This window comes from Mesorhizobium sp. M2E.F.Ca.ET.209.01.1.1 (genome assembly GCF_004010375.2).
Lineage (GTDB): Bacteria > Pseudomonadota > Alphaproteobacteria > Rhizobiales > Rhizobiaceae > Mesorhizobium.
Map to the genome: position 1 here is coordinate 40,829 of NZ_SADP02000003.1, position 15,546 is coordinate 56,374.

Annotated in this window: 13 protein-coding genes; 9 read left to right on the forward strand and 4 right to left on the reverse strand. The window is 61.2% G+C overall.

Annotation, left to right across the window (positions count from 1 at the left end; all coding sequences use genetic code 11):
• Nucleotides 1–215 precede the first annotated feature (215 nt).
• From EN852_RS06440 to tehA, 8 genes are all read left to right on the forward strand, one after another.
• Entirely contained in the window at nucleotides 216–1,184 is a 969-nt protein-coding gene (locus EN852_RS06440) for an MBL fold metallo-hydrolase (protein WP_127874351.1), read from the forward strand.
• Nucleotides 1,185–1,387: 203 nt separating this feature from the next.
• Nucleotides 1,388–1,801 carry a DUF983 domain-containing protein gene (locus EN852_RS06445; RefSeq protein ID WP_127874350.1) on the forward strand — a complete coding sequence of 138 codons (414 nt, stop codon included), beginning with the start codon at nucleotides 1,388–1,390 and terminating at the stop codon, nucleotides 1,799–1,801.
• Nucleotides 1,802–1,810: 9 nt separating this feature from the next.
• A complete protein-coding gene (locus EN852_RS06450; protein ID WP_127874349.1) occupies nucleotides 1,811–2,215 on the forward strand; it encodes a DUF302 domain-containing protein in 405 nt (134 codons plus the stop codon).
• A 384-nt stretch (nucleotides 2,216–2,599) separates the two neighbouring features.
• Nucleotides 2,600–3,436, forward strand: coding sequence for an alpha/beta hydrolase (locus tag EN852_RS06455; protein WP_127874348.1), 837 nt, complete (start codon nucleotides 2,600–2,602; stop codon nucleotides 3,434–3,436).
• A gap of 858 nt (nucleotides 3,437–4,294) precedes the next feature.
• Entirely contained in the window at nucleotides 4,295–7,189 is a 2,895-nt protein-coding gene (locus EN852_RS06465; RefSeq protein WP_127874346.1) for a winged helix-turn-helix domain-containing protein, read from the forward strand.
• Between the two features lie 335 nt (nucleotides 7,190–7,524).
• Nucleotides 7,525–8,715, forward strand: coding sequence for an ATP-binding protein (locus EN852_RS06470; protein ID WP_246694198.1), 1,191 nt, complete (start codon nucleotides 7,525–7,527; stop codon nucleotides 8,713–8,715).
• Nucleotides 8,716–9,041: 326 nt separating this feature from the next.
• Nucleotides 9,042–9,920, forward strand: a complete 879-nt coding sequence (locus EN852_RS06475; protein ID WP_127874345.1) for an MBL fold metallo-hydrolase — start codon at nucleotides 9,042–9,044, stop codon at nucleotides 9,918–9,920.
• Between the two features lie 3 nt (nucleotides 9,921–9,923).
• A complete protein-coding gene (gene tehA / locus EN852_RS06480) occupies nucleotides 9,924–10,907 on the forward strand; it encodes a dicarboxylate transporter/tellurite-resistance protein TehA (RefSeq protein ID WP_189545756.1) in 984 nt (327 codons plus the stop codon).
• A 139-nt stretch (nucleotides 10,908–11,046) separates the two neighbouring features.
• Here the strand turns inward: tehA and EN852_RS06485 are convergent, their stop codons facing one another.
• The gene (locus EN852_RS06485; protein ID WP_127874424.1) at nucleotides 11,047–11,802 is read right to left on the reverse strand and encodes an SDR family oxidoreductase; all 756 of its coding nucleotides are present in this window, start codon (nucleotides 11,800–11,802) and stop codon (nucleotides 11,047–11,049) included.
• A 1,013-nt stretch (nucleotides 11,803–12,815) separates the two neighbouring features.
• On the opposite strand from EN852_RS06485, the gene EN852_RS06490 reads away from it, so the two are divergent.
• A complete protein-coding gene (locus EN852_RS06490; protein ID WP_127874344.1) occupies nucleotides 12,816–13,145 on the forward strand; it encodes a hypothetical protein in 330 nt (109 codons plus the stop codon).
• An 18-nt stretch (nucleotides 13,146–13,163) separates the two neighbouring features.
• Here EN852_RS06490 and EN852_RS06495 read toward each other — a convergent pair whose 3' ends face one another.
• The 3 genes from EN852_RS06495 to EN852_RS06505 all read right to left on the reverse strand — a co-directional run bounded on the left by EN852_RS06495 (nucleotide 13,164) and on the right by EN852_RS06505 (nucleotide 15,545).
• The gene (locus tag EN852_RS06495) at nucleotides 13,164–13,979 is read right to left on the reverse strand and encodes an IclR family transcriptional regulator (RefSeq protein WP_127874343.1); all 816 of its coding nucleotides are present in this window, start codon (nucleotides 13,977–13,979) and stop codon (nucleotides 13,164–13,166) included.
• 137 nt (nucleotides 13,980–14,116) lie between these two features.
• The gene (locus tag EN852_RS06500; protein ID WP_127874342.1) at nucleotides 14,117–15,154 is read right to left on the reverse strand and encodes a histone deacetylase family protein; all 1,038 of its coding nucleotides are present in this window, start codon (nucleotides 15,152–15,154) and stop codon (nucleotides 14,117–14,119) included.
• 40 nt (nucleotides 15,155–15,194) lie between these two features.
• Nucleotides 15,195–15,545 carry a cupin domain-containing protein gene (locus EN852_RS06505; RefSeq protein WP_127874341.1) on the reverse strand — a complete coding sequence of 117 codons (351 nt, stop codon included), beginning with the start codon at nucleotides 15,543–15,545 and terminating at the stop codon, nucleotides 15,195–15,197.
• Nucleotide 15,546: the final 1 nt, after the last annotated feature.

Here is a 15,546-nt window from a genome sequence, read left to right on the forward strand (position 1 = left end):
TAGCTCGTGAACGCCCCTTAGCGGGCGTACCGTTCTAAGGATTGGTTTCGAGATTCCCCAGCAACGAGGAAGCCGAAAGCCACCTGATCTTCCACCGCATGACTTACTACTTCCTCGATCGAAGTCGGCCGAAACTATGATCGAGGGCGCCACCACGCCTCCTCCCGGCGTGGTGGCAATTCCTTTTCGCATCGACTGGAACCATGGAGCGGAAAATGACCAAGCACGGTAACGCACTTTCAAGACGTGGCTTCTGCCTTTGTTGCCTCGGCGGCGCCGCACTGGCGGCGACAGGAGAATGGCTCACCCCTCGGCAGGCGTTCGCCGCCGCCAAGAGCCAGGTCCTGATCATCCGCGAGGCGGCCGCCAAGGCGGACATAATCACGACGAAGCTGCGGGGCGGGGTCAACGTACTCACAGGCTCCGGAGGGAACGTCGCTGTCCTCGCCGGCACGGACGGGAAGCTTCTCGTCGACGCCGGAATCACCGCGACCCGTCCCCGAATCGAGAAGGCGCTCGCCGACATCGGGCCCCAGCCTGTCACCCACCTGATCGACACGCACTGGCACTTCGACCACACGGACGGAAACGAATGGCTCAATTCGGAAGGAACCGTCATCATGGCACACCCGAACACGCTCAAGCACCTCGAGGCCGCGACCCGCGTCGACGACTGGAACTTCGACTTCCCGCCGTCGCCGAAGAGCGCTCTTCCCACCCAGCTCATGAAAGAGGACGAGGAGACGCTGAAGCTGAACGGGAAGACGATCCGGCTGAAGTACTACGGCCCCGCGCACACCGACAGCGACATCCTAGTCTTCTTCGAAGAGGACAACGTCATTCATGTCGGCGACACGCTATGGACCGGACTCTATCCGTTCATCGACTCCTCGACAGGCGGCAGCATCGACGGACAGATCAAGGCAGCCCAGGCGAACATCGACCTGATCGACGACGACACCATCGTAATCCCCGGCCACGGGGACATCGCGAACCGGAAGGACATAATGGTCTGGAGGGACATGCTCATCGGCGCCAGGGAGAAAGTGGCGAAGCTCAAGAAGGCAGGCCGCACGGTCGATGAAACGATAGCCGCGAACCCCACCAAGGAGTGGGACGCCAAGTTCGGCCAGTGGGTGATCCCTCCAGCGCTGTTCACACGGGTTGTCTATGAAGGCGTCTGACGCATTGTCTGCCGAAGGTCCTGCCCGAGGGAGCACAATGGACACCATGCATCAGGTCTCGAGCACGCGTCTATAGTCGAGCATCTCATTACTGCGAATGAGCGAGCGTTCAAGTGACCGCTCGGCCCTAAGCCAGAAGGCCATTGGGGGCTAAGCCGCTTTGGATATCGACCCTATGCGATAGCGCGCACGGAGACGGACAGATGTCAGATGGACCCGTTAAGGTAGAAAGCAACGGCGACTACCCGCCACTCCCGCCTTTGCAGACGGGCGTTCGGGGCCTTTGTCCACGGTGCGGAAAAGGGCGCCTGTTCCAGGGCTTTCTGACCCTTCGGCCGAGCTGCGACGTCTGCGGTCTCGACTACTCCTTCGCCGATCCGGCCGATGGCCCCGCCTTCTTCGTCATCTGCTTCGCGTCGATTCCGACCGTCCTTCTGTCCGTATGGCTCGAAGTCGCGCACCAGGCCTCGATTTGGACGCAGCTTTTCGTCACGGGCCCTTTCCTCGTCGCGACTTGCATTCCGCCGCTGCGACCGCTCAAGGGATGGCTGGTCGCGAGCCAGTACTTCTACAAGGCCGAAGAAGGCCGACTATCCCGCGAGACCGCCACCGATTAGGAGAACGCAATGCTGGTCAAGATCCAGGAGCATCGGACGATGCAGGGGTTTCAGCAGACGCTGACCGCCGTCACGAAGGCGATCAAGAACGCAGGACTTACGATTTTCGCCGAGATCGATCACGCCGGCGCGGCGCGGGAAAACGGCCTCGACATGCCGGAGACCCGCGTCATCCTGTACGGGAACCCCAAAGTAGGAACCCACGTGATGACGCACACGCCTTTATCGGCACTGGATCTTCCACTTCGCGTTCTCGTCCGCGAACTACCCGGCCACCGAGCGGCGATCGCATTTCATCCTGTCACCGATATGTTTGAGGCACTCGGCGTGAAGATTCATGATGCTGAGAAATTCGACGTCGTCCAGAATTCGATCGCAAGCTCTGCCGCGGACTCGAAGAAGCTGCAGGCGTGAAACGATTGCCATTGCTCCCCTTTCTATCAAATCATCGGCCTGTCAACGACCGGACATTCTCAGACTGAAGGGCTGCGTCGAGCCCGCTGGTCGCCTCCCCAGCGCCACCCGACGATTCAGAAAGACCAAGCCGCATTGAGCCGGAATACTGCAGTCTCAAGCAACGCCGACAGCGTCCGCGAGATTGGAGACCGGGAATGCAGCTGCGGAGGCTCCGCACATGAAACAGAGGATGCATCGATGACATCGAAGATAGGTTTCGAACTTACAAGACGGGACGCGATGATCGCCGGATCCTCCGCAGTCCTTTCTCTGGCGATAGGCCCGACGGCGTCGGCCGCAAGCAAGCAGAAACAACAGCCAAAACGAACGGAGGATAAGAGTATGGACAGAGTAAAGGTGAAGGACGGCACGGAAATCTTCTTCAAGGACTGGGGTCCGAAGGACGCCCAGGTCATCATGTTCCATCACGGCTGGCCGCTCAGCAGCGACGACTGGGACAATCAGATGCTGTATTTCATCGCCCAGGGTTACCGTGTGATCGCACATGACCGCCGTGGCCATGGTCGTTCGTCGCAGAGCCGCACCGGGCACGAGATGGATACGTACGCCGCCGACGTTGCGGAAGTCGTCGAGGCGCTCGACCTCAAGAACGCGATCCACATCGGTCACTCGACCGGAGGCGGCGAGGTCGTACACTACGTGGCGCGCGCGAAGCCCGGCAGGGTATCGCAGGCGGTCATCGTCGCCGCGGTGCCCCCGGTCATGCTCAAGTCCGAGAAGAACCCCGGGGGCCTACCCATCGAGGTGTTCGACGGCCTCCGGAGGGCGCTAGCGGCCAATCGCTCGCAATTCTACATCGACGTCCCGACCGGTCCGTTCTATGGGTTCAACCGGCCAGGCGCGAAGGTCTCGCAGGGACTGATCGACAGCTGGTGGCACCAGGGTATGATGGGTGCCGCCAACGCCCACTATGAATGCATCAAGGCCTGGTCGGAGACCGACTTCACTGAGGATCTCAAGAAGATCGAGATTCCCGTGCTAGTGATGCATGGCACGGATGACCAGGTCGTGCCCTACGCCGACGCCGGACCCCTTTCGGCAAAGCTGCTGAAGAACGCCACCCTCAAGACCTACGAGGGTTATCCGCACGGGATGCTATCGACCAACCCGGATGTCCTGAACCCCGACATCCTGGCCTTCATCAGGGACAAGGCATAAAGCATACTGGGCGGGAGCCGGTTCACCGGGTCTCGCCCACGCCAGCGGCCGAAACCCTAGAAATTTCTGTGCCCGCTTGGGCGGGCGGCGTAATATGTCAGCTCCAATAATGTCGGACAGGCCGTGTCGCCTCCGCAAAATTCGATTAAGATCACGAGCCGCCCCTTTCGAGGAGATACCGGAGCTTCGTGATGAACCTGTCGGACAGGCGACTTTGTGGGAGGGCGGTGCGGAAAGCAGACATTGCACTTGCCTTCGAATCCGGCAGCACGTCCGGACGCCTGCATTAGTTCGAATGCGTCCAGCGGCGCCATCCTCAAGCGCCTCACGGCAAGGCTGGGCAGATGACGCATGGCGCGCGAACAAAGCCGGTGCTCGGTGTGCAATCGTCTTCGCCCTCGAATTCGCGGGAGAGCGGATATCCGACATCCCAGGGCGACGTCACCGTGAGGTCACCTGTCGGAAACTCGCCCCTGAAACCTCTCTTTCTATGATCCGTTTGAATGCCTCGACCTAGGATCGCCCGACGTCCGTGAGCGACAGCCGCCGCGACGACGTCTGAAACAATTGCGTACTCAATCGCGCTTGGAGTTCAGAGAGCTTGCGGCTGACTGTTGGCACCGGCATGCGCAGCTTCTGCGAGGGCGTGGATAGGCGGCTCGCCTCAGCGATGCTGACGACCACCGACATGGATTCGATGCAGTCCACGCGACCGTATTCAAGCCTTCGTGAGGCTGTTTCTCGGTTTACGGACTACCATCGGACGGGACAATAGTTTACACGCGGGGTGACCGTTAACCTCTCCTAACCCATCGTGACGAATTGTCGGGGCACGAGGCATAGCAAGACGAGTTTGGCGTGGCTGCACCGGATGCCTCTCGCATTGCACCTATCCGCCTGTTCGGACCTTTCCGGCTGTCAATCTTCGACAGAAAGCTGACGGTCGGTTCGCGCGAGATCGCCATCGGAAGCCGTGAATTCGAAATTCTAGCAGCGCTGACGGAAACGCCGCAGGAGGTTGTCAGCCACAAGACGCTTTTCGATCGCGTCTGGCCGGGACTGCACACATCGGAAAGCCTTCTCAGAGTCCATGTCACGGGCTTACGGAAAATTCTCTCGGCAGAAGACCGCACAACCTATGTGCTCACAGTCACCGGGCGCGGTTATCGCTTCGCCGGGGCAGTCGAGACGGTGGAGGACGATAAGCCGCGTTGGTCATCCGAGCCCGTTCTTCCGGCCATGCCGGTCCGCGTTATCGGCCGGGACGCTCAAATTGAAGAACTCATGGAAATTCTCTTCGAGCACGGATTCCTGACCGTGGCGGGCCCTGGGGGGATCGGCAAGACGACCGTCAGCCTCGCGATCGCTCATCGCGTGGCCGGCCGCTTTCGCGACGGCGTGCATTTTGTCGACTTCACCGGACACTCCGAGCCTAATCTCGTACCCAGCATCGTTGCCTCGGCAACGGAAGGCAGGCCGGTGGCGGCTCACACAGCTGAACAGCTTGCCGCCGACCTGCGCTCGCGGAACATGCTGCTCATTCTCGATAGTTGCGAGCATTTGATCGAAGCGATCGCTCAGGTCGCCGAACGGCTGCGCGCGAGCGCGCCAGGGGTGCACATTTTGGCGACGAGCACCGAGCCGCTTCGCGCGGCCGGTGAGTGGATCTATCGACTGCCGCCTCTCGGGTTGCCGAACAAGACGCCCGAAAACGAGCCAGAGGACATGTTCACGGCTCCGTCCGTGCAGTTGCTGATCGAGCGCGCTCACGCATCCGGCAACCGGGTGAAATTCGGGATGAGCGACGCAGCCGGTTTGGCGGAGATCTGTCAACGGGTCGATGGAATTCCGCTCGCGATCGAGTTCGCCGCCGCCCGGCTTGAGCTGCTCGGAGTCGAGGGCGTCGCCTTGCAACTGAAAGAAAGCTTGGCCCTTCTCAGCACGGGCCGAAGGACGGCGCTCCCACGCCATCAAACCCTGAGTGCGACGCTGGACTGGAGCTATCAGCTGCTTCATGAGGAGGAGCAGGCGCTCCTCCGGGCGTTATCGATTTTCCGCGCTCCGGTCACGCTGGAAGCGGTAGCGGCGGTAGCCGTCGATACGGCGGCCGTATCACCGGGCCTGCTCGACAACCTGGCGAGACTTGTTGCGAAGTCGCTTTTGGTCGTCGACGGCGCTTCGGCCCCACTACGCTATCGCCTTCTGGAAACCACTCGGGTCTACGCGTTCAAACAATTGATGTCCTGCCCCGACTACGCGACGGTCGCTCAGCGCCATGCGCGGTTCCTGATCGGCGTCTTTTCGAAACTAGGGTCCCCGTCTGGCGTCGAGCACGACGCCGTAGAAAGGCAAACCGCCTGGACGTTGATGAACGACGTGCGCTCAGCTCTTGAATGGGCTTTTTCCGAAGTCGGGGACCAGGCAGTCGCAGTAAGTCTGACAAAAGCTGCAATGCCGCTGTGGCGTCATCTCATGCTCTCCAACGCCTCCATCGACAGGCTCGCCAACGTCTCCGCCGACAAGCGTCACGATTTCCAATGGGCTCTGTCGGACGGCGGCCGATCGCCAGCGCGCAGCAGCATCGGCCTCTATGCGACGCTGGCGTCGCGGCAGCTGCTGGCGGGCGAGGACGCCGAAAGGTTGATGGCTGCATGGCAAAACGCCTTCACAATCACGCGTGATCAGACGGAAGACGAGAGAGAATTCTGGGCATTGTGGGCGTGCTGGTTGCAGAATTATCCAGCTGGCGAGCACCTCGTCGCTCTTGCATATGCAACGCGGGCGCACGCCCTGGTGGCGAATTCGAGCTATCGACTCGAGGCCGTCTGCGCGGAGTTCTTTATTGCGGTGTCGGAATTCGCGCTAGGTCGTTTCGCGTCGGTTAGCAGGCGTCTGGACCGTGCGACGCAGTTCGATCATCTCCCCATGAAACCGTCCGTTTTGATCAGCTTTCAATGGAACCCCTTCGTCGCCATGCGCTGCTACCATGCGGATTCGCAATGGCACCTGGCGAATTTCGATAATGCGCTCGCTTTGGTGAAGGTCAACTTCGAGATTGCGCGTGGTCTCAATCATCCGGCGTCGCTTTGGTGCGCGCTCGCGCATGGCGGATGCGCGATCGCGCTCCGATGGGGCGATATTGCACTCGCGCACACGTTTTCGGAGGCTCTGAAAGAGGTTTCGGCGCATAACCCGCCCTGGGGAGCCTGGGGCCGCTGCCTTCATGGCTGGCTGACCATTCGTCGCGGCGACGTGGCGGACGGCGTCTCGGAAATGCAGCAGGGTCTGAGCGAGCTGGAGCCTCGGGCGTACGGGCACCGCTATCCCGAGTTTGTTGGAGTCTTGGCGGAAGCCCTGTCTGCAACGGGAAATGAGGAGGAGGCGCTCGAAACCATCAACCACGCCATCAATTGGGCGAGAGAGTACAACGCCCTCTGGCACGGCGCGGAACTGCTACGGATAAAGGGCGACATCCACTTCAAGCAGGGAAACGCGGAGGCGGCGAACACCGACTTTGCGGCCGCCCTCAAAATCGCCGACGAGCAAGGGGCGCTCGCCATACGCCTTCGGGCCGCGACGAGCCTCGCCCGTATGCGGGTTGAACAAGGAAACTTCGCCGAGGCGCGCACCCTCCTAGAACCAATGTGCACGCGTTTTAAAGGTACTTCCGGAGCCCACGACGTGCGCAGAGCCAAAGCTGTGCTTGCCTCGACCGACCCTTCAGCTCCGCCGAGCGCGCCCACGTCGCTGTAAGGGAGCAGCCTTGTCGATTTAGCGCCCACCCGCGCAGATGCGTCGCGGGTTAACGTTTCTTACCGACGTTAAGCGCGACTTAGCGACACTTAACGTGCGACTCCAAGAGCTTTCATGCACTCTGCGTATCAGCCCGCTGTGGCCGTCGCGCGGAACTCAGTGACTATGGAGACGTGCTTGTCGCGGTTCGAGAAAAGGTTGCAACACTGAAGCGACAGGGTCGAACGCGAGACGAAGTGGTTGCCACCAGGCCACTGCCCCTTCGACGCTCGTTGGGGCAACTTCGTCATTGATGCAGGCTTCTACACCCGTTTGGTCTACGAGGGCGTTTGACGATGGGCAAGCTCGACCGGAAGACCGCTGAAATCACTGGCGCTACAACCGGTATCGGCCTCACCGCCGCGAAGCTTTTTGCCACCGAGGGGGCCCGCCGCGCTGCGGAAGAACTGCGCCTTGCATACGACATGATCCCGGCACTTGCCTGGACCAGCGACAACGATGGCACGCTCCTGAGCTTCAACAAGCAATGGTACGACTTCACCGGACTGACGCGGGAGCAGTCGATGGGCGATGGCTGGGCACGGGCCATCCATCCTAAGGATATCGGCAAGGTCAAGCGGAAGTGGACGGAGGTGCTGCATCTCGGCGAAGCCGGCGAGATCGAAGCGCGCATGCTTCGCTCCGACGGTGCCGTCCGGTCGTTTCTGATCCGGGCTACCCCCATGCGGGACGATCACGGAGCCATCATCAAGTGGTATGGGACCAACATCGACATCGACGATCTTAAGAGAATGGAGGAGGCCCAGAGGCTTCTCGCGCGAGCGGGCCGCTTGACGGCGCTGGGGGAACTTACGGCATCCATCGCACACGAGATCAACCAGCCCCTAATGGCTATAATCATGAACGCGGCTACGTGTCTGAAGTGGCTGAGCGAAGAACAGTTTGACCTCGGGGAGGCACGGGAGGCCGCCGAACGGATCATTCGCGATGGCAACAGGGCTGGGGATGTTATCGCTAGCATCCGCGCGCTGGCAAGGAAGGCGCCGTTGTCCATGGAGATCATCGAGGTCAACCCGATGATCGAGAGCGTGATCGTTCTGACGCGCAGCGAGCTTCAGCGGAATGACATTGCGCTTTCGACGGATCTCGATCCCGAAGCCGGGACGGTGGTCGGCGATCGCATCCAACTGCAGCAGGTCGTGCTCAATCTGATATTGAACGCTGCTGAGGCCATGGGATCGATGGAGAGAAAGCGCCTGCTTCATCTTCGCACGGAGCGACGGGCCGATGGCAAGACCCTCGTCGTGGTGGCCGACAGTGGTATGGGGGTCGACCCGCTGAAACGCGATCAGATCTTTGATGCGTTCTTCACGACGAAAGAAGCGGGTCTGGGCATAGGCCTGTCGATTTGCCGTTCGATCGTCGAGGCGCATGGCGGCACCATCTGGGTCGATCCGAACAAACCTGCGGGCAGCGTGTTCTCGTTCACGCTTAAGGGCGGAGCCGTCGTTCAGACCCAATCCTGACGGCGACGTGCGCTACTGCACGGACGGGGTTGCTTCGTCCGGACAAATGATCCCTCCAAACTGAGTCATGTCACGTTCGACGCGCGGGAAACACCGATCTCGTCGCACGCGCGACTGACGCGGGAGCTATAGAACCACGCCAGTCTGACTTCGGTGGTTTTGATACCCCATCCGATCCTGATCACCACATTTCTTTTGCCTGAGGCAGGCACCTTCTCGATGCTCACAAAAACTCACAGCAACGCATTCGCAATAAGGGCCCGGAGGCGACAAACTCCGGATTGGAGGCGCGACGTCCTCGCCCGCTGCAAGTCAAGGATTTGATCATGAATCCAGAATGCGAAATGCTCCCGCCCGGCGTCTTCTCCAGCGGCTTCCACAGGCTTCGGCACGGCCAATTCGACATTACGATCTTGAGCGATGGCTACATCACGCTGCCAGCCGAAATTCTCATGCCTGAAGCTGGACGCGACGAGCGCATGGCCACCCTCGGCCGGCTCGGCGGGAGTATGGACAGCGCTCCGTTGCAAACGAACGTTCCGTTGATCCGGAAAGGGACTGAGCTCATCTTGGTCGACACCGGAGCGGGAGCGAATTTTCAGCCAAGCGACGGCCGCCTCGCCGCCAATCTCGCTTCTAACGGCACGGATCCAGCATCCATCACCCAGGTGATCTTCACCCACGCCCACCCCGACCACTCCGGCGGCACGACGAGACCTGACGGATCGCTTTTGTTTCCAAAAGCACACTACTACGTCAGCGAAGCCGAATGGTCGTTCTGGAGGGATCCGGAATTCGAAACCAAGATGCCAGAGCCGCTGCATGAGTTTGCCCGCGGAGCCCAGCGGGATCTGTTCGCGGTAAAGGACAGGCTCACCCTCGTAAAGCCGGGAGACGAAATCTTGTCCGGCATGCACGTTGTCGGCACACGCGGGCACACGCCCGGCCACATTTCACTGGAACTGGCCGGGGATGGCAACCTCCTCATCGCCGGAGACGTCATCCCAAACAACATCATTTCTTTCGAGAACCCCACCTGGCACTTCGGCTTCGACACTGAGCCCGAAATAGCGCTCGCAAACCGCGCAGCGCTTCTGGACAAGGCGGTGAACGAGAAGCTCCGAGTCTTAGGCTACCACTGGACATACCCCGGCGTCGGTTACGTCGACAGAAAAGGGACCGCCTACAGGTTCGTGGAGGGTTAGGACATGCATGCAGGAGATCATGCGGGCTTCCCAAGAGTGCCCGCCAGCATGTACGGCATGGTGCTGGGTCTCGCTGGACTTGGTGGCGACTGGAGGCTGGCGCACGAACTATGGGGCCTTCCTGCCATGATCGGCGAAGCCATCAATGTCGTCGCGATCTGTGTCTGGGCGATCATCAGCGTCTTCTTCGCCGCCAAGTGGATCTTTGCAAGGGAGGAGGCAATGGAGGAGGCGGAGCACCCCGTCCACTGTTGCTTCATCGGTCTCGCCGGCGTGGCGACAATGCTGGTCGCGCGCGCCTTCCTTTCCTACTCGCATTCGATGGCAGTGGCGCTTCTCGCGCTGGGTATGGGGTTCTCGATCGTCTTCGCCACCTGGCGGACAGGCATCATGTGGCGTGGTGGACGGGCTCACGAAGACACCACAGCGATACTCTATCTGCCGACCGTTGCCGGATCGTTGGTGTCCGCTCTCGTGCTCGGCTCGTTCGGCTATGTTGCGCTTGCGCAGCTTCTGTTCGGCGCCGGGATGTTCACTTGGGCTGCGACGGAGTCCGTGCTTCTCCAACGCCTTTTCACTGCTCCGGAGATGGCGCTGCCACTTCGGCCGACGCTGGGAATCCTTCTGGCCCCGCCCGCGGTGGCCTGTGCCGCGTATCTAAGCCTGACGGCGCGTCCTCCGGATCTCTTCGCCAACGGATTGCTGGGCTACTCGCTACTTCAGCTCGCGATGCTGATCCGGGTTACGCCCTGGATCATGAAGCAGCCGTTCGCCCCATCCTACTGGGCAGCAACTCTTGGCATGACCGCCCTGGCGTCAGCTTCCATGAGGATGGCGTCAAGAGGCGGGGAGAGCATCGGTGGCCAGCTCGCGCCGTACCTGTTCTTCTTTGCGAACCTTCTGGTTTCAGCGATTGCCGTGGGGACGATAGCCTTGCTGGCACAAGGAAGACTATTGCCCACTTCGCACGTTGGGGCGGCCGAGTAGCTCACTAACGAAACTGCGACCGGCTTCCGCACTTCTCCGACCACAGCCGGACCCCGGTGCATTACCCTCGGCAGATAATCCTTCTATTTGCGACCGTCCCATTCTCTGGCGGCCGCAAGAAGCGGCCGCCACTGCAATTTCAGACCTGAGCCTTGCCGCCATCGGCGAAAAGCTCGACGCCGTTGACGAAGCTGGAGTCGTCGGAGGCGAGGAAAAGCGCGGCCTTGGCGATCTCCTCGGGCTCCCCGACGCGGCCGAGCGGGATCGTGGACGCCAGCGCCTCAAGGAAGCCCTGCTGTGCGTTCTTGTCGTCGCCGACGAGCTCCACGAGACCGGGGGTGCGGGTCGGTCCAGGCGACAGCACGTTCACGCGGACGCCCGTGCCCTTGAGGTCGAGCGTCCAGGAGCGGGCAAGGTTGCGGACCGCTGCCTTAGAAGCCGAGTAGATCGAGAACGCCTCTGTTCCTTCGATGCTCGTTGTGGAGCCGATCAGGATCACCGAAGATCCCTTGCCAAGTAGAGGAAGCGCCTTCTGCACCGTGAAGATAACTGCCTTCACGTTGCGAGCAAGAGTATCGTCGACCTGCTCCTCGGTGATCTGGCCAAGCGGAAGCACGGTACCGCCGCCCGCGTTGACGACTATGGCGTCCAGGCGGCCGTGGTCGACCTTAACCTGCGCAAAGAGGCGGTCGAGGTCTTCCATTTTCGTGGAGTCGGCATTTACAGCGGTCACCTTGCCGCCGATCTCAGCGACGGCTGCATCAAGCAGCTCCTTGCGGCGCCCGGTGATGTATACATAGGCGCCCTCGGCCGCGAACAGCTTGGCGGTGGCCAACCCAATTCCGCCGTTGGCACCAGTGACGACGGCGATCTTGTTTTCAAGCCTCTTGGTCATTCTTTTCTCCTTAATGAGGACGTTCAAAAGCATTCGGCCGGAGCACGCTCGGGCGGTTGAGGGTTTTGATGCGGGCAGGAGGAGCCATTGGTTGCGCTCTCGCCCTTCAATGGTCATGAGCTTGCGGCCTCTCGGAAATGTCCCGTATGTCACGGCCTTGATCGCCCGCCCTTCGACGACAGTCTGACAGTACCCTCAGCGTCGTTTCCGGGCTTTCGATTACGTCGGATTTATGTGTCTGGCGTCATCAATGGATTCCCCGAGACCGAAAGCGGAGCTTCAGCTAAGCCTAGATGCGGGGAAGGCCCCCATCGCTTGCACGGGGGCCTCTGTCGGACTGACCGGGTGGCCTACTGCCGGTTTCTTGGACACCGAGATAAAGTGTTTGACGGAATTGGAGAGTAGGAATGCGCATGACGCGAATGCTCGAATGTCTGTTATGACCGTTTTTGCGACCTAAGCGGCCATGCCGGTTGCGGCCTCACAACTGCCTTTCTGCAATGCGCCGCAACTTGGCCGTTCAGCCTCACCGGCGTGGATACTAAAGGCGGCCGTTCGTTCAGCGCCGGGAAGTCCTCGCCGAGATCGATCTCGACGATTTCACCCCTGCCGCGGCGAGGCGCAGAAGCGTTTTTTGGAACCGCGCCTCGACTCAAGGTCCACCATGTTCAGGCACTGGCGCGTCGCAAAGGCTAAACGGATCCCTTCAGATCAACGCGCGTCCAGCTCCGCCTCGGGCGCACTGGCGAGACCTGGTCGATCAGCAATCAAATCCTCGACGGCGGGCGAAGGCGCGCCAGGCGCCGCTTTTTGGCAGCGCTCGCGGGTATCGAATCCTTCAGACGGTTGACGTTCCCTGCACTTCGTTGTTGTTTAAAAAACGTTGTTTTGTTATACAAAACGACGTGCGCGCAGGCCCTACTTTGCCGATGTGCCGAAACTCGGACGCATCAACAAAGGGTCCTCGGCCAAATGACTACTACGCCCAGGTGTCTGCGGGAGCGCTGAGCGAAATGTACATTGACCACCACCATTTGCTCCCGGGCAGCGCGCCGTCGCTGCGCTTTGGACCGGCAACCGCTTCCCGCATTGATGGGCTCCTCGTGGAGGCGAAGGGCTGCGTGGTCGGTCGACAACGCGGTCGGTCTTTTGTCGACATCAACGTCGACGGCGCGCCGCAGCGCGTGGAGTTCGATCGCGATGCGGATCTGGGGCTGCTCCTTGCAAATATAAAGGCACGCGGTATCCCGCTGCATCGCGATCGCGAAGTTATCGCAGCGGTGCTCGGTATGGGCGGCGTCTTGATCTTGGCGATCGCGCTTGCCGTCTGGCTGAGGCCCTGACTTCCGATAGGTTTGCCGTCAGGAAGCGGCCGGTTGCATGCGCTTGCGCGCGTCGATGGCGCCGCGATCGTAGCCGAGGTTCCAGGAGATGCGCAGACTGGCCTTGAGCAGGGCCTCGATCTGCGCCTGGTCCGGCGTCGGTTTTATGTTCTGAACCGAGCCGACGATAGCAACTGTGCCCGCAACATCCCCCATGCGATCGAAGATCGGAGCCGCCACCGCATTGATGCCGAAGGTCTCCTCGTTGGGCGCGGTGATGAACCCCTGCGCGCGCGCCTGCTCCAGCTCGGCTTCCAGTTTCGCCGCATCGACGATGGTGTGATCGGTAAGGCGGGTGAGGCCTTGGCGCAGCACATGTTGAAGCAGCGAGCGATTGCTGAAGGCGAGCGCCACCTTGCCCTGAGCGGTGCCGTGCAGGATCAACTCGCTGCCCTGCCTGACGCCGATCTCAAGGTTGGATTTGCCGAACACGGTGCGCAGCACGACCAGAGAACGATTGCGCAGTGCCGAGACGACGACGGTCTCACCGATCTCGTCACGCAACGCGGCGATGGCATCGGATGAGGCCGTCAGCAACTCGATGCGGCCGGCGGCGACCTGGCCGATGAGATAGGACCGGGTGCCGAGCTTGTAGCGGGCCGAGACCGCGTTCTGGTCGACATAGCCGCGCTCGACGAGGGTCTGCAGATGGCGAAAGACCGTTCCTTTGGTTGTGCCGAGCAGGGCTGCCAATTCGCTCACACCAACCTCGCCAGGCGCCGCGGCGACCGCCTCGAGCACGTCGAAGGCAAGCTGGACCGATTTCACTCCGCTGTCAGACCGTTCGGTACCCATTCTTTCTTTCCCTTGCGTCCGTGCGCGCCGGCCCATGCTGCGTGAAGCGCTTTCTTGGTGCTAACCCGACGTGTCCTCCAATACAAGATTCGCTCAGGTCGCGGACGGTTGACATATTCCATGCCCGCAGCGGCTCGCTAGCCCTGCTTCGAGGCCGCCGCAAACACGGACAACACCGAGCGCAGTACATGGCCCACCTCCGAGACGGTGTAGCCGCCTTCCTGCACGAGCACCGTCGGCACCCGCAGCGCGGCCAGCCGGCGGGCAACCTCGACGAACCCTTCCGAAGTGACGTTGAGCGAGCCCAGCAAGTCGCTTTCATGCGCGTCGAGCCCGAGCGAGACGACCAGGAAGCCTGGGTCGAACCACCTTATGCGGTCGATTGCGATGTCGAGCGCAGCCAGATAGGCCGGGTCGCCGGAGCCAACTTCAAGCGGCAGGTTCAGGTTGAACCCCTCGCCGCTACCGGCTCCGATCTCGTCGGCGTGGCCGATGAAGAAGGGATAGGTCATATCGGGATCGCTGTGAAGCGACGCGAAGAAGACATCGTCGCGATCGTAGAAGATATGCTGCGTGCCGTTGCCGTGGTGAACGTCGATGTCGATGACGGCAACGCGGGCGTGGCGGGTTCGCGCCAGCGTGGCCGCGATGGCCGCATTGTTCAGGAAACAGAAGCCCTGGCCCATATCGGCATGGGCGTGGTGACCGGACGGGCGGCAGAGCGCATAAGCGACAGGTTCACCGGCCAGCACCAGGTTCGCGGCATAGGCCGCGCTCGAGGCGGACCCGAGCGCTGCAGCCCAGGTCTGCGCCGTCAGCGGTGATGCCGTGTCGCCAAGGTAGTATCCGGCTTGGCCAAGAAAGTGCCGCGGCCGGCGCGCCGGAAAGTGCCGTGTCGGGTAGATGTTGGGCATCAAGCACGTCAGGCCCGGCATCATGTCTGGCCATCGCCTTGGTGCCTGTGTGAGGAATTCCAGGTAGCCCGGATCATGAACGCTTTTGAGGAGGGCGTCAGCGATGACCGGCGGTTCGATCAGATCGATGTTCATCTCCCGAACGACCGCGATGAAGGCCTCCAGCCGCTCCGGCGTGTCCTGGCTTTCGACGAGCTTGCCGCGGAAGAAGACCGGCGCGGATTTGTATCCGCGCTGAAACGAAGAAACGACGGCGCGCATGATCTTCCCTTCCAACGATACAGTGGCTCGCGGTGAGCGGTCAGTCGTTCTTCGGTACAGGCGAGTACTGCGGCCGCGCGGGCGTGAAGACGTCGATGTTGATGACCTCCTCGTTACCGACGACGACAGCGTGGTGCATCACGTTTGGTGGGACGACGATCAGGCTGCCCGGCCCAAGACGCCGGACCTCGCCGCCGACATGGAAATCGACAGTGCCGGAGACGATGTAGGCGATCTGCTCGTACACGTGCTTGTGCGGCTTCGGCTCATGGTCGGGTTGAAGCCGGTGCATCGCGATGGTGGCACTGTTGCCGGAGAAGGCCTTCTGGTCCACGCCGTTGCGGATCGTCTTCCATTCAATCGCGTTCCAATCGATGCCGTGAATGGTCATG